The 20,709-nt window shown below is 71.9% G+C and carries 20 protein-coding genes; 9 read left to right on the top strand and 11 right to left on the bottom strand.

The genetic code is table 11. From position 1 onward, the window contains the following. Window positions 1–35: 35 nt before the first annotated feature. The 8 genes from BXA11_RS07895 to BXA11_RS07860 all read right to left on the bottom strand — a co-directional run bounded on the left by BXA11_RS07895 (window position 36) and on the right by BXA11_RS07860 (window position 12,162). On the bottom strand, window positions 36–2,237 hold the full coding sequence (locus tag BXA11_RS07895; protein WP_159454746.1) for a DUF222 domain-containing protein: 2,202 nt from the start codon (window positions 2,235–2,237) through the stop codon (window positions 36–38). A 726-nt stretch (window positions 2,238–2,963) separates the two neighbouring features. Next, on the bottom strand, window positions 2,964–4,091 hold the full coding sequence (locus BXA11_RS07890; protein ID WP_030507478.1) for a cysteine--tRNA ligase: 1,128 nt from the start codon (window positions 4,089–4,091) through the stop codon (window positions 2,964–2,966). Window positions 4,092–4,170: 79 nt separating this feature from the next. Beyond that, on the bottom strand, window positions 4,171–6,036 hold the full coding sequence (locus BXA11_RS07885) for a sigma factor-like helix-turn-helix DNA-binding protein (protein WP_076433916.1): 1,866 nt from the start codon (window positions 6,034–6,036) through the stop codon (window positions 4,171–4,173). Between the two features lie 55 nt (window positions 6,037–6,091). Then, a complete protein-coding gene (locus tag BXA11_RS07880) occupies window positions 6,092–8,152 on the bottom strand; it encodes a UvrD-helicase domain-containing protein (RefSeq protein ID WP_076433915.1) in 2,061 nt (686 codons plus the stop codon). 3 nt (window positions 8,153–8,155) lie between these two features. Further along, complete coding sequence (locus BXA11_RS07875) at window positions 8,156–9,772, bottom strand: hypothetical protein (protein ID WP_143734147.1); 1,617 nt, start codon at window positions 9,770–9,772, stop codon at window positions 8,156–8,158. A 47-nt stretch (window positions 9,773–9,819) separates the two neighbouring features. Continuing rightward, a complete protein-coding gene (locus BXA11_RS07870) occupies window positions 9,820–10,596 on the bottom strand; it encodes a class I SAM-dependent methyltransferase (RefSeq protein ID WP_076434047.1) in 777 nt (258 codons plus the stop codon). Window positions 10,597–10,732: 136 nt separating this feature from the next. Beyond that, window positions 10,733–11,833 (bottom strand): ABC transporter substrate-binding protein, encoded by a 1,101-nt coding sequence (locus BXA11_RS07865; RefSeq protein ID WP_051761615.1) that lies wholly within the window; start codon window positions 11,831–11,833, stop codon window positions 10,733–10,735. 86 nt (window positions 11,834–11,919) lie between these two features. Further along, on the bottom strand, window positions 11,920–12,162 hold the full coding sequence (locus BXA11_RS07860) for a putative acetyltransferase (protein WP_076433913.1): 243 nt from the start codon (window positions 12,160–12,162) through the stop codon (window positions 11,920–11,922). 97 nt (window positions 12,163–12,259) lie between these two features. On the opposite strand from BXA11_RS07860, the gene fdxA reads away from it, so the two are divergent. The 7 genes from fdxA to BXA11_RS07825 all read left to right on the top strand — a co-directional run bounded on the left by fdxA (window position 12,260) and on the right by BXA11_RS07825 (window position 17,810). After that, window positions 12,260–12,586, top strand: a complete 327-nt coding sequence (gene fdxA, locus BXA11_RS07855; protein ID WP_030507471.1) for a ferredoxin — start codon at window positions 12,260–12,262, stop codon at window positions 12,584–12,586. Window positions 12,587–12,642: 56 nt separating this feature from the next. Beyond that, window positions 12,643–13,722, top strand: a complete 1,080-nt coding sequence (gene dapC, locus BXA11_RS07850; protein WP_083744047.1) for a succinyldiaminopimelate transaminase — start codon at window positions 12,643–12,645, stop codon at window positions 13,720–13,722. Between the two features lie 11 nt (window positions 13,723–13,733). After that, window positions 13,734–14,369: a DUF4178 domain-containing protein gene (locus BXA11_RS07845; RefSeq protein ID WP_076433911.1), complete on the top strand. Its 636-nt coding sequence runs from the start codon at window positions 13,734–13,736 to the stop codon at window positions 14,367–14,369. A 57-nt stretch (window positions 14,370–14,426) separates the two neighbouring features. Further along, window positions 14,427–15,191: a hypothetical protein gene (locus BXA11_RS07840; protein ID WP_076434046.1), complete on the top strand. Its 765-nt coding sequence runs from the start codon at window positions 14,427–14,429 to the stop codon at window positions 15,189–15,191. Window positions 15,192–15,215: 24 nt separating this feature from the next. After that, window positions 15,216–16,271, top strand: coding sequence for a succinyl-diaminopimelate desuccinylase (dapE, locus tag BXA11_RS07835; protein ID WP_076433910.1), 1,056 nt, complete (start codon window positions 15,216–15,218; stop codon window positions 16,269–16,271). Between the two features lie 204 nt (window positions 16,272–16,475). After that, window positions 16,476–17,222, top strand: coding sequence for an LOG family protein (locus tag BXA11_RS07830; RefSeq protein ID WP_076434045.1), 747 nt, complete (start codon window positions 16,476–16,478; stop codon window positions 17,220–17,222). Between the two features lie 9 nt (window positions 17,223–17,231). Continuing rightward, entirely contained in the window at window positions 17,232–17,810 is a 579-nt protein-coding gene (locus BXA11_RS07825; RefSeq protein ID WP_076433909.1) for an LOG family protein, read from the top strand. Window positions 17,811–17,820: 10 nt separating this feature from the next. On the opposite strand, the gene BXA11_RS43855 is transcribed toward BXA11_RS07825, so the two are convergent. Continuing rightward, window positions 17,821–18,093, bottom strand: a complete 273-nt coding sequence (locus BXA11_RS43855; protein ID WP_076433908.1) for a hypothetical protein — start codon at window positions 18,091–18,093, stop codon at window positions 17,821–17,823. Window positions 18,094–18,136: 43 nt separating this feature from the next. Between BXA11_RS43855 and BXA11_RS07815 the strand changes: the two genes are divergently transcribed. Continuing rightward, complete coding sequence (locus BXA11_RS07815; RefSeq protein ID WP_076433907.1) at window positions 18,137–18,547, top strand: hypothetical protein; 411 nt, start codon at window positions 18,137–18,139, stop codon at window positions 18,545–18,547. Continuing rightward, the gene (locus BXA11_RS07810; protein ID WP_076433906.1) at window positions 18,541–19,125 is read left to right on the top strand and encodes a DNA-3-methyladenine glycosylase I; all 585 of its coding nucleotides are present in this window, start codon (window positions 18,541–18,543) and stop codon (window positions 19,123–19,125) included. Before BXA11_RS07815 ends, BXA11_RS07810 begins: the two co-directional genes overlap by 7 nt. A gap of 14 nt (window positions 19,126–19,139) precedes the next feature. On the opposite strand, the gene BXA11_RS07805 is transcribed toward BXA11_RS07810, so the two are convergent. Beyond that, entirely contained in the window at window positions 19,140–19,919 is a 780-nt protein-coding gene (locus BXA11_RS07805; protein ID WP_076433905.1) for an enoyl-CoA hydratase-related protein, read from the bottom strand. 15 nt (window positions 19,920–19,934) lie between these two features. Continuing rightward, window positions 19,935–20,705: a PaaX family transcriptional regulator gene (locus BXA11_RS07800; protein WP_030507460.1), complete on the bottom strand. Its 771-nt coding sequence runs from the start codon at window positions 20,703–20,705 to the stop codon at window positions 19,935–19,937. Window positions 20,706–20,709: the final 4 nt, after the last annotated feature.

The raw sequence follows: 20,709 nt of genomic DNA, 5'->3' as shown, positions 1-20,709 counted from the left end.
CGGCGGCTGCCGGTGCCGCCCCCCGGCCGCCTCCCTCATTCCCGTAGTCGCCTGGGCCGGGGCCGCTCGTAGGTGAAGGTCCAGCGGTCGGTGCCGGTTTGGCGGCGGGTGTAGCGGTGGGGGTGCTGGTAGCGGTCGCGGTTGTGGAACTGGCAGGCGGGGCCGAGGAGTTTCAGGTCGGTGAGTCCGCCGGTGCTCCAGTTGTCGGCGTGGTCGATCTGGCACATGGTGGCGGGGAGTGGGCAGCCGTCGATCCAGCAGGTGGCGTAGCGGGCGAAGATCGCCCTACGTTGGGCGGGGGTGGCCAGGCGAACTTTGCGGCCCATGTCGAGCACCTGCCCCTCGGCGTCCATGACCAGCCGCACCAGGGTGCTGGTGCGGGCCAGGCGGTGCACGCTGGTGACGGGCAGCATCTGCCCAGTCGCCAGCAACAACCCCGGCACCGTCCCCAACGCCGTCCCCAGCAACGCCCCCGGCGGCGTCCCGAACAGCGCCCCCGGCGTCCCTGGCTCTGATCCCGGTGGATGTCCCGGTGGCGTCTCCGGCTCTGGTCCCGCCGTTCCCGGCGCCTGCGTCGCACACGAGCACCGCGCCGCGCTGCCACACCGGCACGCGCCCTGGCCGTCCGCCGCGTCCTGCCGAGCCCGGCCCTGCTCCTCGCCGCCCGGCTCATCGCAGTCCGGCTGATGGCGGCCCAAGTCATGGCGGTCCTGGCCACAGCGCACGTCGCTGAGGTCCTCACGCGTGCCCTGCCCATGCCGGCAGTCCCTCGCAGGCCGAGACCCGGCGTGCGCGTGATGCGCGAAGGCATCCTCGGGAGGAGGATCCGGCTGCGCTGCGTGGGCAGGCGCTATGCCGGAAGGTGTTGCGCCCCAGGGTGCTGGGTTCGAAAGCGCTGTGTCTGAAGGCGCTGTGTGCGAGGGCTGGCCGCCGTCTGTAGGCCATGCTGACGCGCGCCGTCCGGCGTGCGTTGCCCCAGTCTGTGTCGCGGCACGGTCGTGGTCTTCGCCCTCTACGGGCGTGGTGTGGTCGCCCTTGGTAGAGGCGTCGCTCGCGGTGTCGTGCGGCTCGCACTCACCGGCCCCCTGCTCGCCAGTCCCGTGCTCACGGATGCGCCTACCGGTCTCACGCTCGGAGGTTCCGTGCTCACCAGCCCCGCGCTCGTCGGGCCCTGGCTGGCGGGACTCCTCATCGCGGGGACCGACGGAAGAACGGTCGGCGCTTCCGGCACCGGCGTTCGCGGCTCCATCGGCACCGGCATCGCTCCCCGCACCGCCATCTGCCTCGTCCTCGCCGGTGTCGGGGTCGTCCGGGACGTTGGGGTCGTCGGCGCCGCCCACGTCACCGGGGTCGCCCATCGCGCCGGGGACGGCGTCGTCGGCCTCGCTGGGGCCGTCGGTGCTTCCGGCATGGTCAGGGTCCGCGGGGTAGTCGGTGGTGGCGGCGGGGTCGGTGGTGGCGGCCTCGTCAGGGGCAGAGTCGTTGGTGCCGCCGGTGGCGGGGTCGGTGGGGAGGGATTCGGCGTTGACCAGGACCAGGAGTTCGGTGGCGATCTTCTGTTCCAGCAGGGCGATGAGGGCATCGGCCTGGCGCACGCTCAGCGGCCGGTCATCGCCCTCCGCCCGCGGTTTGGCGTAGGCGTCCAGCAGGGCCCGTAGCCGGGCTGCCGCTTCGCGGGGGAGGGAGAACTCCCCTTCCAGGCCGCCGCCCCGCCCGGGGCGCACCCGCAGGAATCGCCGCCCGTAGTCGGCCCGCTCGTCGTGGTCTTCTCCGTCGGGGTCCAGCACCGCCCGCAGGTAACGCCCGGCCTTGGCCACCTCCGCCGCGCCTGCCTTGCCCGCCAGCTCCAGCAGGATCGGCTCGGCCACACCGGCGTGCTCATCGCTCAACTGGGCGGTGGCGGTGCAGATCGCCTCCACCACCCCCGCCGCCAACTGGCCGGCGGCGAACTTCTCCCGCACCCGCGGCAGACGCGCCAGCTCCACCGCCAACGTCAGCAGGCGGCCCGCACCGGCGACGTTCATCCCGGCGGCGGTGCGCAGCCAGCTGCGGGTGGAGGCATGCCCATGCTGCTTGGCCCGCCCAGCGGCATGCACGCGCCCCACCCGATCGGCCAGCGCGCAGGTGATCCGGTCCCGCGCGAACAGCAAATCCTCCGCCTCAGCCAGGCAGACATCCGCATCCTCGGGAAGCGGCGCCAACGCCAACGCCTGCGCCGACTCACGCAACGACCCCACCAGCACCCACGACGACCGAGCACGGGGACGACCACCCGCATCGGCGGCATCCGCGCCGGCACCACGACTACCGGCATCACCACCATCGGTATCAAGGCCATCAGCGCGCGGGCCGTTCGCGCCGTCGGCACCCGTACCCGGGCTGCTTGTGCTTCCGGTGCCGGGCGCGCTCTCGGCACTGGGCCCGCTGCCGCTCGTGTTAGCGCTCGTGTGCCGCGGCGGGTGGAGGTCGATGATCGGGAAGTGCTCGCGGGCGGATGAGCCATCGACGGACCACAACGGTGAGTCGGCGATCAACCGGTCCCACCAGTCGTCGCCAGTGTTATTCGAACGACGAGAGCGGTCAGGATCGCTAGTGAACAGATCCATTGAGCCCTCCTAGCTTGATTCGAATGTATATACGAATTCTTTCATGGCGTCGTGCGTTGCACACCAGGTGAGCGGCGAATTGTTGGAGCGACAGGTTGAGTGGTCCGGCTGCACCCGCGCATCGGAGGCCGGGTAAGCGGGCCAAAGCCGCACGCGGCTTGGGCCTGTCGGCCCACAGCTCCGCCGGTCCACAGCTCCGGTCCTCAGGTCCACCGGTCCGTCGGCTTGCGGACCTGCGCCTGCGCCTGCACCTGGACCTGTACCTAGACCTGGACCTGCTGCTGCGCACGGTTGTGACTCGACTGTCGGTATGCGAGAAACATCCCGATCGGCCCGTTCAGGCGCGAGGAACGCCGGTCAGATGCGGCCGATGTCGGCGGGCAGGCCGAGGGCGAGCACGTGATCGAAGTGGAGGAAGGTTTCGAACTTGGACCCCGGCGCGATCGACTCGTCGGCCTCCAGATCGCGCAGCAGGCGTAGCGCCGCAGGAGTGTCCAGGTCGTCGTCCAATGCCCGCTGGACGCGCTCGGAGTGTGCCTGGTCGATCGGGCGGCTCGGTGACTCCGCCCATTCGGCCACCCGCCGCCGGAGCCGCCGCAGTTCCTCGTCGGCGGCGCGAAGGGCGTCCCAGGTGAGGTCGACCGGCCGCCGGTAGTGGTGCTCCAGCAGGGCCAGCCGTACGGCGAGGGGATCGAGACCGGCGGCGACGACGCCGGACAGCGGCACGACGTCCCCGGTGCCGGCCGGGCGGCCCTCGAACAGCAGATGCCCGGAGTGCGCCCAGTGGGCGGCGGCCTCCCGTCCTGTGGCGGCGTTCGACTGGGCCCGTGCCCTCTCGTGGTGGGGGAAGCACAGGTCGGCACGGCCCACGTACAGGTCGAAGCGGGGGCCGAGGAACCGCAGCGGCGCGGCCGAGCACTCCATGTCGTGGCCGGGGAGCCCGCGGCCCCAGGGCCCGTTCCAGACCGGTCCGGCGTGGTCGCCGGCCGAGTCCCCCGGCGATTCCGGCGCCGGCTCCCAGAGGGGCCAGTCGGGCGCCGAGCCCGGCTTGCCGGAGATCTCGCCGTACGTGGGGAAGGACGCCGCGTCGAAGAACACCGCCCCCTCCGGGGTGGTGTACGCGTGGCCGCGCTCGATCAGCCGCCCGATGAGCTCGATCACCAGGCCCATCGTCTCGCTGGTCCTGGGGGAGTGCTCGGGAGCGCGCATGTTGAGCGCGAGCGTGTCGGCGTCGAAGGACGCGCCGTCGCCGTCACGACCGCGACCGCCGTTCCGGTGGACGAGGTCGGAGACGTTGCGGCAGGCGAGCACCCGCAGCCCGGCGCGTTCGGCGACGCGGCGGACGAGGTCGGCGAGCAGGGCGGGGCGCAGGTCGGCGAGGCCGGCGGGCTCGTGCGCGGTGCAGGTGTACATCCGCAGGATCCGCGAACCGGCCGGGGCGACGGGCACGACCTGCCGGGTCAGGGTGTCGTGGAGCCGCAACATGCTCCGAGCCTACGTGCTGCCCCCGACATCCCCGTCCCGGCCCCGGATCCTGATCACATTCACAGGAAAATCCCCGGAATCAGGGGAGGAAGGTCAGGATGTCGCGGTCGCCGCGTTCGCGCAGGCGGTCGAGGACGTCCTCGCGGGCGGACCCCTCGGGCAGGCCGATGCGGGCGCCGATGAGCCGCAGGCCTTCGGCCTCCGACGCCACCGGAGCGGTGTATCCGATCAGGTGCAGCGCATGGTTGATCGCGGGCAGCCCGGCCCCCGCCGCCGGCAGGAAGCGGGTCAGCAGCTCGCCGCCGTCGGAGACCGTGAGGAAGACGTGGTCGCCCTCGGACGCGTTGTACTCGGCGAGCACGTGCCTGATCGAGCCGATGGTCGGCTGGTTGTGCCAGCTGATCACCACCTCACCCGACGTGGTGGAGGCGGTGAGCTGCCCCCCTGGCGCCATGCCGAGGTGCGCGGCGAAGCCGGTCGGTAGCGGGGAGCCCGAGCCGCGCAGGTGCTCGGCGTTCACGTCGACCCGGTGCCACCAGCGGCCGTCCCTGCTGCGAAAGCAGCGGCGGGTCATCGACACGTCCCGGCGCGGCTGGTAGGCCTCGGCCTGGTCTTGGACGGCCACCTTGATGAAGCCGCGCTGGGTCCGCTCGAACCCGGGCCCTCCGGCGTACGCCCTGATGGAGTTCTCGCTCACGTCGTAGCGGGAGGTCAGGTTGTCCACGACCGTGCTCACGGACGCCTCGCCGCCCGCACGCTCGATCTCCCTGATGATCATCTCCCGGATGCCCAGGTACTCGTCGCCGCCCCAGCGCCGCAGTCCGTACTTGCTGCGGTCGAGCCGGATGAACCGCTCGTCGGAGGCGAGCTGGTTGCGGATGCCGACGAGGCTGTAGTCCTCGGCGATGCGGGACTGGATGTCCTCGGGGGTGAGCGGGGCGTGGGCGACGGCCAGCACGGCCTCCGCCTTGTCACCCATGCTGCGCGGCCAGGGGACGACGTGACCGTCCATGATCCGCAGCTGCGGCACCGACGTCAGCCAGCGCTCGGCGACGTCCTCCCGGATGCCGAGCTGGGCGACGAGGGAGACCGCCTCCTCCAGCGGACGGGGGCCATCGGCGAACAGCTGCCGGGTCTTCTCCCTGAGCTCGTCGGCGCCGCCCGCGATCAGCCAGCCGTCCACCTGCTCATACCCGGTCAGGAGCGTACGGACGACCCGCCAGGCGGGGATCGCGAGCGTGATCAGCTCGGTGCGGTGCCACGGCACGGCGGCGGCCAGGTCGTCGGCGGGCACGGCCGAGCCCAGCCGGGTGCGCAGCCAGGACAGGTGGGCGTTCAGCGGCGCGGCGGACGGGCCGTTCAGCCAGTCCATCACGTGGTCGCGCAGGTCGCGCTCGATCTGCCGGATGCGCTCGCGGGTGACGGAGAAGCGCTGGGCCAGCTCGTCCAGCGTGGCCCGCTGGCCCTGTCCCGGTTGCTGGGAGGTGTCGAAGTAGAGCCGGTCGCGCGCGATGGCCCGCTGGCGGTCGTCCAGCCGGGCGAAGATCTCGTCGACGATCTCGGGCATCGGCCGTTCGGGGAGGGCCGGCGGAACCGCCGCCCCGGCCGGCTCCTGCGCGGGCTCCGTGGCGAGCAGCTTGTCGATCACGTCGACGTACAGGTCGTGGACGCTCTCCCGCGGGCCGGGCGTCTGGAGGCTCTCCTCGGGGTGCGTGAACCTCAGCAGCGGGAGGATGTCGCCGAGGACCAGGTGCGCCCAGCAGGCGGTGGTTAGGTCGGCGAGCCGGGAGGCGACCTGGCTGGTTCCCACCGCCGCGCAGGCCCGGTCGAGGGGAAGCGCCTGCCACCACGCGTCGGGAAGACCGGGGTCGCTCGCGATCGGCTCTACCTGGCTGGGCGCGGTCCAGCGCAGCGGAGGCACGATGTCGCTAAGGCTGAGGTTCATGCAGGTCCAACCGGCAGGGGGAATATATCCGCAGTTCAGACTAGGGGATCGGACGTCAGGCCGGGATGAAGGGACTGGCGCGCCCCGAATAGGACACGTAGAGGACCTCCCCCGCCCGCGTACACGCCACGTAGAGCAGCCCCCGTTCGCGTTGCAGATCGTGCGCCCGGGCCGTCGGGTCCTCGTCGGCCGGGGTCAGCGCGTCCGGCGCCGGCACGATTCCGTCAGCCACGCCTATCACGGCCACGCGGCGGAATTCCAGCCCTTTCATGCCGTGGAGGGAGGTGACTTTGACCGTGATGCCCGCTTCGCGTAGTGCGGTGCGGGCGGTACGCACGAGGTCGGAGGTGCGCGCGGCCACCGCGATCTGGGCGGTCGGCACGCCCTCCTCCAGCCATTCGGCCACGGTGGAGACGAGCCCGGTGATCTCCGCCTCCGCGTCCACGTACGCGCGCACCATCGGGCGCAAGCCGTGGTCCACCGCGCGGTAGCCGTACATCGCGGCGTTGCCCGCGACCAGGCCGTCGGCGGGACCGCCGCCGCGCAGGCGCACTCCCCACGACAGGATCTCGGTGGGCAGCCGGTGGGAGATCCTCAGGCGGAAATGGCGGGCGGGGATGCCGACGTCCGCCAGCGCGACCCGGGTGTCGAACATGCGCTGGTGCGGGTCTCCCACGATGAACAGGTCGTTCGGGGCGACGGGGACCGCCGCCCGCAGCAGCCGCCATTGGGCCGGGTGCAGGTCCTGCGCCTCGTCCACCACGATGTGCCGGTACGGCTCCCGCCCCGGCGCCTCGTCGCCGAGCAGGTCGCCCACGGCCCGCCCGAGCAGGCCCGCCGCGTCCGAGGCGAGTTGGAGCAGGGTGCGCCGGCCGGACTCCCGCAGGCGCCGCACGACCTGCTGGACGGCCTCCCACACCAGCGCCCTGGACTCGGCGTCGAGCCGGACGCCGCGGCCGGGCCTGCCGGCGGACTGATACTCCTCCAGCGTCCGCAGGTCCTGGGAGAGGATCACCTGCTCCCACTCGCGCAGCAGGAACGCGCTGCCGAAGCGTCCGACGGCCGCCTCCTGCCACAGCTCGGCCAGGTCGTCGGAGGAGACGAGGGCGGGGGCGCGGCCCTCCGCCTCGGCGACGATGCGGTGCGCGATCCTGTCGACGTTGCCCACCTCGACGCGCTTGCGGACCACCTCGTCGTCGATGATCATGTCGAGCCGCGTGGACAGCTCGGTCGCGAGGCTCTGGGAGAACGTCACCAGCAGCACCGGGCCGGTGGCCGCCCGCGCCAGCAGGGCCGCCCGGTGCAGCGCGATGACCGTCTTCCCGGTGCCCGCGCCCCCGGTGATCAGCACCGGCTGCTCGTACGCCGGCCAGTTGGCGTACGTGTGCTGGGGCGGGTAGAGGAACGTGCACCAGCCGGGCAGCGTGAGGATGCGCTCCAGTTCCGCCGCGTCGGCGGCGAACGCCGCCCGGTCGGGGCTGCGCCGCAGCGCCGCCAGGATGTCCTCGGGGTCGATCTCGTCGGCGACGCGGGAACGGCAGGCGTCCAGCTCGCGCCAGGCCGCCGCGAGGGAGCCGCCGCGGGCGAGCGCCGCGAGCGGCGCGTACTGGCTGTACGGGAGCAGGGGCTCCACGGCCGCGAGATGCGACTCCGACGTCATCAGCCGCAACAGCGGCAGCAGGTGGGCGTCGACGCCGATGTTCAGCAGATCGGCGTCGCACCAGTTCTCGAACAGCGGCCGGCCGCCGCTCTCCGACGCGCGGCGCAGGGCCGGCTCGATCCGCTCCAGGGCCTCGGCGTCCCAGGTCTCGACGATCCCGATGGCCGTGTTGACCCCGAACCTGTACCGCTGCGCGTACGACCACGCCTCGGCGTCCGGCAGCACGGTCAGCAGCCAGTAGACGTCCTCCTGCCGCACCACCACTCCCCGGTGGCGGTCGGCGAGCCGCAGCGTGACGACGCGGGGATCGCGGCAGTTGCGCACCCTCTCGGGGTGCGGCGCGGCGGACGCGTTCAGCAGGAACCGGCGCACCGCGACGGCGACGTCGCGGCGGACGGGCCGGGTGAGCGCGCCGAGCCCGCGCAGGAACTCCGGGGAGATCGCGAGCCGGGGCATCGGCTATCCCAGCAGGGTCAGCAGGTCGCGGTCCCCGCGTTCTCGCAGCCGCGCGAGGAGTTCGGGCCTCTCGACGGGTGCGGTGAGGCCGACGCGCGCCGCGATCACCCGCGCCGCCTGCTCGGGCGTGCCGCTCGGCGCGGTGTAGCCGACCAGGCGCAGCGCGCGGCTCGTCTCGTCGCCGCCGTTCGCCGCCGGCAGGTGCCGTACGCGCAGCATGCCCTCCTCGGACAGGGTCAGGAAGATGTGGCTGCCCTCCTCGGCGGAGACCTCGCTGAGAATCCGACTGAGGGAGCCCAGGATCGGCCGTGCGTGCCAGGAGAGGCCGACCTCCCCGGCCGCGCTGCGCACCGTGCGGTCCTCGCCCGGCGCGAGACCGACGTACGCCGCGAACCCGCTGGGCAGCGGCACCTCGCCGCCGTCGAGGTGGTCGCCGGAGACGTCGACCCTGAGCCACCACCTGCCGTCCGGCTGCCGGAAGCACCGCCGGGTCAGCGCGACGTCCTTGAGCCCGCCCTGCTGTCCACCTGGCTGCCGGTCGGGGTCGATCTGGGACGCCTTCTGGGCGCGCAGTTGCGGCACGCTCTCCAGCCACTGCCTTGCGACGTCGGGACGGATGCCGAGAGAGGCGATCATCTCCAGCGCCTGGGGGACGGTCGGCGGGCGCTCGGCCGAGGCGATCAGGCTCCGCGTCCTCTCCCGCAGGTCCTCGATGTCGCCGGCCACGAGCCAGTCGCCGGAGAGGCGATGCCCGGGGAGCGTGGCGAGCACGAACCGCCAGGCGGGCACCTCCAGCGAGCGCAGTTCACGTCCGTGCCACTCGGCCGCCGCGACGAACCGGTCCTTCGGGACCGCGGCTCCGAAGGTGTCGGTGAGCCAGGTCAGATGCTCGGTGTACGGCTTCGCCTCCGGCAGTGCGAGCCAGTGGGACAGCCGGTCGCGCAGGGCCGCTTCGAGGTCGTGGATGACGGCGGGATGGACGGCCAGCAGCCTGGCCAGCTGCTCGGAGTCGGACGGCTCGTCGGCGAAGACCCGGTTCTGCGCCACCATCCAGGTCTGGTCGTCCAGGTCGCCGAACGCCGCGTCGATCAGCTCGGGGAGCTCGGAGACCTGTTCGTCCGGGGGATCCTCCACCGGCTCAGGGATCGGCTCGGGGATCGGCTCGGGCATCGGCTCGGGGAGAGACTCGGCCGGCGACTCCGGGGACATCCGTAAGAACACGGCGGTGAACAGAGCGGTCAGCACGGGGCGGGCCTTGACGAACGGCTGGTCGGCCAGCTCGCGGCCGGACAGCGCGAGCAGGCCGTGCCACGACCCCGCCCGGTCGAGCGCGATCGCGACCTGGGGGTCGTCGGCCTCGTCGGGGTCGAGCACGTGCAGCGCGGGCAGCACGTCGCCGACGGCCGCCGCCGGCCAGTGGTCGAGCGCGAGCTCGGTGAGCAGGTCACCCAGCGCCTCGGCGTCCAGGACGGCGAGCACCCGGTGCAGGGGCAGCGCCCGCCACCAGGCGTCCGGCAGGCCGGGCCGGTCGGCCAGGGCCGTGATGCGGGCAGCGTCACTCCAGCGCAGCGGTGGCACGAGGTCACTCAGGCAGAAGTTCATGCGTTCCCCATCACTCACGAAGACCAGTCCATAGTCTGGCAAATCGCCCCGTCGTGGTGGAGATGTCAGTGACGTTCCGCGGCGAAACGGAGGCGGACGTAGTCGGCCATCCAGCCGGTCTCCCGGCGAAGCGCGGGGGCGGCCAGCTCGTTGACCCGGCGCAGCAGCGGCTCCACGGCCGCCGGGGGGACCCGGTCGAGCAGCGAGCCGGCGAACATCCGGACCCAGTCGGCCGCGCCGTTCGGGCACTCGTCGAGCGGGGTGGGGCGGTCGAAATACTCCAGCAGCCGGACGGTGAACCCGCCCTTCTCCAGCCGGTGGGCGTACTCCGCCGGGCTGGGGAAGTACCACGGCAGCTCGGGCTCGGGCAGGCCGTACTCCCGCCAGGCGGTGAGCACGGCGGAGGTCAGGGCCGCGCAGTTGCCCGCGCCGCCCATCTCGGCGACGAACCTGCCGCCCGGCCGCAGCGCCTCCCGCACGCAGTCGATCACCGCGCCGGGGTCGCGGGTCATCCAATGGAGCGCGGCGTTGGAGAAGACCGCGTCGTACGGCTGGGCGACGGTGAAGTCGTAACCGTCGCCCACGGTGAAGTCGAGTCCGGGGTGGTGCGCGATGGCCTGCTCGATCATCGAGTGGGAGCCGTCGATGCCCAGCACGTGGGCGCCGCGCCTGGCGATGTCGGCGGTGAGCACGCCGGTGCCGCATCCGAGGTCGAGCACGCGCTCACCGGGGCGCGGGTCGAGCAGTTCCACCAATGGCGCGCCCTGAGCCGAGACGTAGCCGAAGGAGCTGTCGTAGGCGCGAGCGTTCCACCGGCTGAGACTGGGAGTTTCGTACCTCAAGATCGGCTCGCATTCTGACACGTGGTGCCCGGTGTCTTGATTGCCGCAATCTCATGCCGACTTGTGAGACTGCTGGGCTAACGACACACTTTACGGCTTCCGTCGCCCCCGCGAGATCGGGGGACGATCGGCGGGCTCAGCCGACCATCCGGGCCCAGTGCGCGGTCACGTATGACTTGGCCTGATCCTGCTCGGGGATGTTCAGGATCACCGGGTCGCCGGACGCCTCCGGCAGCTTGGCGGCGGCGTCCCCGTCCAGCGTGTCGCGCATCTCCATGGCCTCCATCCGGGCGGGCCGCGCGTACGCCTTGAGGAACAGGTTCTGGCCCTCGTCGGACAGCAGGAACTCCTCCCACAGCCGGGCGGCGGCCGGGTGCGGCGCGTCGGCGCTGATCGCCTGCATGTAGTAGGCGGCGAGCACCTCGTTCTTCGGGATCGTCACCCGCCAGGCCGCGGCGCCGCGCCCGGAGGCGGCCCGCGCCGCGTTCATGAAGTCCCAGTCCACCACCGCGGTCGCCTGGTCGGGCCGGCCGAGCATGCCGCCCTTCTTCAGCCGCGCGAACAGATCCACGCCCCGCGCGGCGTCCGGCAGTCCGCTGCCGAGCGAGGCGGCCATCACGGCGCTGAACGCCGAGGCCATCCGGAGCGGGTCGCCCGGCAGCGCCACGATCGTCCCCGGCCTGACCAGCGCGCTGTACGACGCGGGAGCGGGGACCTTCCTCGGGTCGTAGCCGATCGACATGTATCCGCCGTAGGCGGCGAACCAGCGGCCCCGCTGCTCCTTGGCCTCGTCCGGGATGTCGGACCAGCCGGTCACCCGGTAGGGCGCGAAGAGCTTGGCGTTGGCGACCGCCACCTCCAGGGTGAGGTCGAACACGTCCGGCGCCTGCGCGGTCCCCTTCATGCGGGCCGCGGTGTCGATCTCCTGCTTGCTGCTCGCCTCCGGCACGACCGAGGTCACCTTGATGCCGTACTTGTCGGAGAAGCGGGCGATGATCTCCTTGTAGCCGACCCAGCCGCCCGGCAGGCCCACGACCGTGAGCGCGCCCTCCTTCTTGGCCGCGTCGACGAGCCTGTCCATGGTGCCGAACCCGGACTCGAGACTGTCGGCGCGTGGGTTCAGAGGCGGCAGCGGCTTGTCCGACGAGGGCGACGACGACGGCTTCGAGCACGCGGAGACCGCGAACAGGAGGAGGGCCGCCGAGGAGATCGTCACGACGCAGGCACGTATGGTCACGCCGCGTATGCTCCCCGCCCGGCGGTGGTCGTTCCCGGCGGCGCGCTGGGGCATTACCTAGTTGGCGCACGCACCAGGCGCGGGGATTACCGGGCTGGCGGTGCGGGTGGCGCGGGCGGCACGACCTTGGCGGCGGCCAGGGTGTCCTCGGCGATCTCTACGAGGCTTCCGTCCCGTTTGCGCACGGTAAGCATCCCGTCGTGCCAGGATTCCAACACGCCGACGGCGTCCCGGTGCCCACCGGGCACCCTGCGTCGCGTCGTCACCCGTTTGCCCACGTCCGCAGGGGTGATGGCGATCACGAGACGGGCTCCGAACCGAGGGGCCACGACGATTGCCCCCCTCCTGTTCCGGCTAGTCGGCAGGCACCGCAATACTAGGGCTAGCAACCCGCGGTCGAGCCGTGCAACCCAGAAGGAGCCCGAGGTGACGTACGTCATCGCGCAGCCTTGCGTGGACGTCCTGGACAAGGCGTGCATCGAGGAGTGCCCCGTCGATTGCATCTACGAGGGCGAACGCATGCTCTACATCCACCCCGACGAGTGCGTGGACTGCGGTGCGTGCGAGCCGGTGTGCCCCGTAGAGGCGATCTTCTATGAGGACGACCTTCCCGAGCAGTGGAAGGACTTCTACAAGGCCAACGTCGATTTCTTCGAGGAGCTGGGGTCGCCCGGCGGCGCCTCGAAGGTCGGAAAGATCAACAAGGACCACCCGCTCGTCGCGGCGCTCCCGCCGCAGGGCGAGGACCACTGACCGGACCACTGATCGACGCCTGACCGGCGTGGTCCGTGACGACTGGGGGATTTTCTTTGCTTGCGTTGCCGGACTTCCCATGGGATCGGCTCGTGCCCTATCAGGACCTGGCGCGGGCGCATCCCGGCGGGATCGTCGACCTGTCGGTCGGCACGCCCGTCGACCCGGTTCCCCCGGTCGCCCGTGAGGCGCTCGCCGCCGCCGCCGACAGCCCCGGCTATCCCCTGACGTACGGCACGCCGCGGCTGCGTGAGGCGGCCGCGGGCTGGCTGCGGCGGCGGCACGGCGTCACGATCGACCCCGCCGACGTGCTGCCGACCATCGGCTCCAAGGAACTGGTGGCCTGGCTGCCGACGCTGCTCGGCGTGCGGCCCGGCGAGCGCGTGGTCTTCCCCGAGCTCGCCTATCCCACGTACGACGTGGGTGCGAGGCTGGCCGGGGCCGAGCCCTTCGCGACCGACGGGCTCCTCGCGCTGGGCCCCGAGCGGGTGCCCCTCGTCTGGGTGAACTCGCCGTCCAACCCCACCGGGCGCGTCCTGCCCGCCGAGCACCTGCGCAAGGTCGTCGCGTGGGCGCGCGAGCGCGGCGCGGTCGTCGCGTCCGACGAGTGCTACATCGAGCTGGGCTGGGAGGAGCACCCGGTCTCCGTCCTCCACCCGGACGTGTGCGAGGGCTCCCACGAGAACCTCCTCGCAGTCCACTCGCTGTCGAAGCGGTCGAACTTCGCCGGATACCGCGCCGGCTTCGTCACCGGCGATCCCCGGCTCGTACGGCGGCTGCTGGAGGTGCGCAAGCACGCCGGCATGATGATGCCCGCACCGGTCCAGGCCGCCACGGCGGCCGTGCTGGACGACGACGCGCACGCCGACGAGCAGCGCGAGCGGTACGCCCGGCGCAGGGCGGTGCTGCGGCCCGCGCTGGAGCGGGCCGGCTGGCGGATCGAGCACTCGGCCGCGGGGCTCTACCTGTGGGCCACCAACGGCACCGGCTGCTGGGACCAGGTGCGCGCGCTGGCCGAGCGTGGCATCCTCGTCGCGCCGGGCGAGTTCTACGGCGACGCCGGGCGCGACCATGTCCGCGTCGCCATCACCGCCACCGACGAGCGCGTCGATGCGGCGGTGAGCCGCCTCCAGTAGGATCGCCCGCCATGACGACAGCGATCGTGATCGTGCTTGGCCTCGCCACGGTCGCCGTCGTGCTGGGCGCCATCGCCGTGACCCGGCGCGCACGTGCGCGCGAGCCGGTCCGCACACCGCCCGCCGCGCCGGGAGAGCCGTCGCCGCGTGATCCCGAGGCGGAACCCGACTTCTTCGACCCCCGCACGATCAGGGTGGGCGACACCGTCTACGTGGAGGCCGCCCGTTACCGGGCCGTCGGCGCCCTGCACTGCACGATGCAGGGCGAGAAGTGGACGGAGTACCTGCTGGACGAGGGCGCCCGGCGCTACAACTGGCTGTCGGTCGAGGAACGGCCGGGCAAGGAGGGCGAGACCCTCCACCTGGAGGTCCTGTTATGGACCGACGTACCGACCCAGGGCATGGTGCCGGCCAGGCACATGCTCATCGTCGACGGCCTGGAGTTCTCCCCGATCGAGCGCGGCACGGCCGCCTTCCGCTCGGAGGGGAACACCGGGCTGCCCGAGCGCGGTCTGCTCGACTTCGCCGACTACCGGACGGGCGACGGCCGCCTGCTGTCGTTCCAGCGTGTGCAGGGCGGGCAGTGGGAGGCGTCCTACGCCCGGCCGCTGACTCCTGGTTCGATTCGAGTGGATCGGCTTCCCTGATCACACGGGTAGGTTCTGCTTGTGGAACGGCGCCTTACCAAACCTGTCGTGACCGTCATGGTCATCGTCGTCCTGCTGGGCGCGGCCATCTTCTATGGCGCCTATCACTTGCTGAAGCGGACCCAGCCGTTCGCTCTGGGCGAACACTGCATGGTGCAGACTCCCGGCGGCACACTCGATCTCGACATCGAGCAGGCCCAGGTGGCCGCGACCATCGCCGCCGTCGCGGTGCGGCGCAAGCTGTCCGAGCGCGCTCTGCAGATCGCCTACGTCACGGCGATCCAGGAGTCGAAGCTGGCCAACCTGCCGTACGGCGACCGTGACTCGGTGGGCGTCTTCCAGCAGCGGCCCTCGCAGGGCTGGGGGACGGCCGAGCAGCTGCAGGATCCGGTCTACGCCGCGCGGAAGTTCTTCTCCGCCCTGGAGAAGGTGAGGCACTACAAGACCCTGCCGCTGCACGAGGCGGCCCAGGCCGTGCAGCGCTCCGCCGACGGCTCGGCCTACGCCGAGCACGAGTACAACGCCAAGATCCTGTCGGCGGCGTTCATCGGGCGCGTGCCCCAGGCCGTGCACTGCTGGTATCCGCCGTCCGACAAGCCGGTCACGCCGCAGCCCGAGACCGCGCGCAAGCAGCTCGTGCGCGCGCTCGGCACCGACTCCGCGCCCAAGCGCGGCTGGCTGGTGGCCGCCTGGTACGTCACCCACGCCCAGAAGTACGGCCTGCGCCAGGTGCGCTTCGAGGGCGTCACCTGGACGGCCGCGAGCGGCCACGACGGCTGGCGCAAGGCCACCAAGCCCGTCGCCACCGTCCAGGTCGCGTGAACCCGTGGATTAAGGTCGGGTGACATGCGGCTTGACCTTGCCCAGGACGTGGGTGCGCTGACGGCGCAGTTGGTGGACATCGAATCGGTGAGCGGCGGGGAGAAGGCGCTGGCCGACGCCATCGAGGAGGCGCTCGATCCGCTGCCGCACCTGACGGTGCTGCGGGACGGCGACGCGGTGGTGGCGCGGACCGGCCTCGGCCGGGCCGAGCGCGTGGTGATCGCCGGGCACATCGACACGGTCCCGGTGGCCGGCAACCTGCCCAGCAGGGCCGAGGACGGCGTGCTGTACGGCTGCGGGACGTCCGACATGAAGAGCGGCGTGGCCGTCCAGCTCAAGCTCTGCCTGCTGGCCGAGCCGAACCGCGACCTGACCTTCGTCTTCTACGACTGCGAGGAGATCGAGGCCGAGCGGAGCGGCCTGCTGCGGCTCACCCGCACCCATCCCGAGTGGATCACGGGCGACTTCGCGGTCGTGATGGAGCCGACCGACGGGCTGATCGAGGGCGGCTGCCAGGGCACGCTGCGCGCCGAGATCACGGTGAAGGGCGTGCGCTCGCACAGCGCCCGGTCGTGGGAGGGCGTCAACGCCATCCACGGCGTCGCGCCGGTCCTGGACGCCCTCCGCCAATACGAGGCCCGGCGCCCGGTGGTGGACGGCCTCCAGTTCCGAGAGGGCCTCAACGCGGTGGGCGTACGCGGCGGGGTGGCCGGGAACGTGATCCCGGACGAGTGCGTGGTGACCGTGAACTACCGCTTCGCCCCCGACCGCACGCTGGAGGAGGCGTTCGCCCACGTCCAGGAGGTCTTCGACGGCTTCGACGTGCGGCTCACCGACGGAGCGCCGGGCGCTCGGCCGGGGCTGACCCACCCCGTCGCCGCGGCCTTCGCGGCCGCGATCGGCGGCACACCCCGGGCCAAGCTCGGCTGGACCGACGTCGCGCGGTTCTCCGCCCTCGGGATGCCCGCCGTCAACTGCGGCCCCGGTAATCCCGACATCGCGCACACGGCGGGGGAGAACGTGAGCCTCGCCAAGATCGTCGACAGCGAGCGCCGGATGACGGCCTGGCTGGCCGAATAGGCCGTAGATAGAGGAAAGTGGCTTTCCTCGCCGGCCATTTGGCGGGGAAAGCCACTTTCGTCCCGAGCAGCACCCTCGTTTCTTAGACGGGGCCTCGGCGACGACCGGTTCCATCCTTCCGAGGTCTCTTTCAAGATTCTTTCGGGCTGGGGGAGGCGCGTGCGGCTTGCGCCGTTCCCGACCCCGACCGTTAGCGTGACCGTCATGAACCACACCCGACCCGAACGCCGCCAGGGACCGTCGCTGGTCCGCGGCGGCCTCGTCCCCGAATCCACCCATGACCAGCGCCTCCTCGACCGCCGCGGCCCCACCGGCTGGCTTCACGAGGATCCCTGGCGCGTCCTGCGCATCCAGTCGGAGTTCGTCGAGGGCTTCGGCGCCCTGGCCGACCTTCCTCCGGCGGTGACGGTCTTCGGCTCGGCTCGCACCGGTCCCGACAGTCCCGAATACGAACTCGGGGTGAAGGTCGGCTCGGGGCTCGCCAAGGCGGGCTACGCGGTGATCACCGGTGGCGGCCCCGGAGTGATGGAGGCGGCGAACAAGGGCGCACTCGAAGCCGGCGGCGTCTCGGTCGGCCTCGGCATCGAGCTGCCGCACGAGCAGCGTCTCAACGACTACGTGGACCTCGGCATCGAGTTCCGCTACTTCTTCGTGCGCAAGACGATGTTCGTCAAGTACGCCAGCGGGTTCGTGGCCCTGCCCGGCGGGTTCGGAACGCTCGACGAGCTGTTCGAGGCGCTGACCCTGGTGCAGACGCGGAAGGTCACCTCGTTCCCGGTGATCATGATGGGCGTCTCGTTCTGGTCGCCGCTGATCGACTGGATCCGCGACACGCTGCTGGCCACCGGGAAGGTCTCGCCGCAGGACGCGGAGCTGGTCTCGGTCACCGACGACCCCGACGAGGCCGTGCGCATCATCCTGGAGGCGGACCGGCGCGCCCCCACTCAGTAGGGTTGCGACGTGTTCGTCTGCGTGTACTGCTCGTCCAGTCAGAAAATCGACCGCAAGTACCTCGACCTCGCTCGGGAGGTGGGCGCCGAGCTGGCCCGCCGCGGCCACGGCCTCGTGAGCGGGGGCGCCATCGTCTCCTGCATGGGCGAGGTCGCCCGGGCCGTCCGCGACGGCGGCGGCCACACGGTCGGGGTGATCCCCCAGGCGCTCGTCGACATCGAGATCGCCGACACCGACTCCGACGAGCTGATCGTCACCCCCGGCATGCGCGAGCGCAAGGGGATCATGGACGCCAGATCCGACGCGTTCCTCGTGCTTCCGGGCGGCATCGGCACCCTGGAGGAGCTGTTCGAGATCTGGACCTCCCGGGTGCTCGGCATGCACGAGAGGCCACTGGTCGTCCTCGACCCGTGGGGCCTGTACGGCCCGCTGCGCGACCTGGTCGACGGCATGTACGAGCAGGGCTTCACCCGGCCGAACGTGTTCGACGCGATCTCGTGGGCGAGCACGGTGGACGAGGCGCTCGACCTGCTCGAACTGTCCACGGTCCGCCTCAGCCCCACGGGCGAGGAACTCGGCGAGAGCTAGTAACGCTCCGTCAGGCCAGACCGCGGCGGGTCAGGGCGGGGGGCCTGCGGCCCAGCAGGGCCTCGGTCATGTCGAGAGCCTGCCGCACGTCGTGGGCGGTGCGGAAGACGCTCGCACCCGCCCAGGCGTACGCGGCCGCGGCCGCGATCGCCTCGGTCTCGTCACCGGGGAGCGTCACCACGACGGTGTGCCCCGCCCGGGCCAGCGCGGACGCCTCCGGCAGCGAGGCGGCTTCGACCCAGGTGGACTCGGTCTCGTCGTCGGGCCCGATCACGCGCGTCATGCTTCCATGCTCGCACGCAAAAGAGTTGTGGCACGATTCGTATGTGCTGGTCGTACTCGTCATCGCCGGACTCGCCGTGATCGCCTGTGTGGTCATGGTCTCGCTGGGACACGGCGGCGAGATGGCGGAGTTTCCCCCGGACGTGCCGCCGCTCGAACTGCCCGTGGCCGGCCAGATGACTCCCGCCGATCTGATCGCGCTTCGGCTTCCGATCGGTCTCGTCGGCTACAGCACCCAGGCGGTGGACGAGACGCTGCACCGCGTCTCGGTCGCGCTCGGGGAGCGCGACACCCGCATCGCCGTGCTGGAGCAGCGCGTGGCCGAGTTATCGTATGCACGGCTCCAGGTCCGCGAGGAGGTCAGACAGACCGAAACGCAGCAGTTCACGACGGAGAAGACCGAAGACTCCGACGGCCTGGCCGGTGATCGCGCCGACGCGGAAGAGGCATGGTGACAGCGCACGACGACGGGCTGGTCCGCTGCGGGTGGGCGGGCACGACGCCTGACTACGTCGCCTACCACGACGAGGAGTGGGGCCGCCCGGTCCACGGGGACGATCTCGTCTTCGAACGGATCACCCTGGAGGCCTTCCAGTCCGGCCTGTCGTGGCTGACGATCCTGCGCAAGCGTGACAACTTCCGCAAGGCGTTCGCCGGGTTCTCGATCCCGGCGGTGGCGGCGTTCGACGACGGCGACATGGAACGCCTGCTCGGCGACGCGGGCATCGTGCGCAACCGCGCCAAGATCGAGGCGGCCGTCGCCAACGCCCGCGCCGCGCTTGAGGTGCCGGGCGGGCTGTCGGAGCTGGTGTGGAGGCACGCCGAGGAGCCCGGCAGGGTCCCGGCCACTCTCGCCGACGTCCCCGCCCGCACCCCCGGTTCCACGGCGCTGGCCAAGGAGCTCAAGAAGCACGGCTTCCGCTTCGTCGGCCCCACTACGGCGTACGCCCTGATGCAGGCCATCGGCCTGGTCAACGACCACGTCGCCGACTGCCACGTCCGCGAGGCCGTCACCGACCTTCGCCGTGTCTGATTGCTTCGAAGCGCCTATCGGCCTTCGAAGGTAGGGCGTTCCTTGTTGAGGAACGCCTTGGTCGCCGCGGCGTGGTCGGCGGTGGCGGCGCACTCGTCCTGAAGCTCCGCCTCCCGCTCCAGCGCCTCGGCGAGGGAGGACGACGCCGCGTGGTCCAGCGCCGCCTTGGTCGCGGCGTACGCCCGGGTGGGGCCCTGCGCGAGCCGTACGGCGAGGTCGCGGGCGGCGGACGCCAGCCGGTCGGCCGGGACCACCTGCCCGACCAGCCCGAGCTCCAGAGCCCTGGTCGCGTCCACGACGTCGCCGAGCAGCAGCATCTCCCGGGCGCGCGCGGGGCCGACGAGCCGCTGGAGGGTCCAGGACGCGCCGGAGTCGGGGGCGAGCCCGATCCCGGTGAACGCCATCGAGAACTTCGCGGTCTCGGCCGCCACGCGGAAGTCGCACGCGAACGCCAGCGAGGCGCCCGCCCCCGCGGCCACCCCGTTGACGGCGGCCACGACGGGCTTGCCCATCGTCGCAATGGCCAGCACGATCGGGTTGTAGTGCTCGCGCACGGTGTTCGCCAGGCCGAGACCCCGGTCGAGGTTGCCGGCGTGCTCGCGCAGGTCCTGCCCCGCGCAGAAGGCCCGGCCCGCGCCGGTCAGGAGCACCGCCCGCACCGACGTGTCGCCGGCGGCGCGCCGCACGGCGGCGAGCAGGGCGGTCTTGGTGGCGACGGTCAGCGAGTTCATCGCGTCGGGGCGGTTCAGCGTGATCGTGGCGACGGCTTCGTCGACGTCATACGTCACGGTCATTTCGGGCGGCTCCGTTCACATCATGGTCAGATTGCGCTCGACGAACGCGGCGGCGGCGGGCAGCAGCCGGGCGGCCTCCTGTTCGAAGAAGGTGCGGGCCTTCTCGCCCGGCCAGCCCGGCGGCAGCAGGTCGGCGGGCAGTCCGGGGTCGCGGAACAGGAAGTTGCGCCAGCCGTGCACCAGCCGGCTGCGAACCGCGAAGACCCGGTCGTCCGGGGCGTCCTCCGGCAGCGAGCCCACCAGCTCCGCCGCGCTGGCCAGCCAATCCTCGTACGCGCTGCCGATGCCGTCCAGGTCCCACGCGCGTGCGAGCAGGTCCCGCGGGTCGCCCTCGTACGCGGCGTCGAACCGGTGGCCGGGGACCCGCAGCGCGTCGAGTTCGGGCGAGGGCCGCGGACCGATCCAGGTCGTCTCCGACAGCGGGGCGTACCCGAGGAAGGCGAGGTCGGCGCGGAGCCGCTCGCGCCGCGCCCGGTCCCTGACCGGTTCGAGCACCAGGACGTGCCAGCGGCCGCCCCACGGTGTGTCGCCCCGCCGGTAGACGCGCGTCGCGGTCTCGTCGAGCCTGCGTTCGCACTTCGGCGTGACCGCGTACCCCGGTCCCTGCGGCAGCCGTACGGGGTCGAGCCAGCCCTGCCGGACCATACGGGATATCGCGGTCCTGACGGCCGGCGCCGCGACGTCGAGCGGCGAGAGCAGCCTCACGAGCGCGGCCACGGAGGCACGGCCGCCGCGGGTGCGAAGGTGGTCCCCATAGAGATCGAAAAGCGCGGCTCGGGCGTTCACCCCA

This window comes from Microbispora rosea (genome assembly GCF_900156315.1).
In the GTDB taxonomy this organism is placed as follows: Bacteria; Actinomycetota; Actinomycetes; order Streptosporangiales; family Streptosporangiaceae; genus Microbispora; species Microbispora rosea.
Note: the sequence above shows the minus strand (reverse complement) of the source record. Positions and strands in the feature narration are given on the sequence as shown.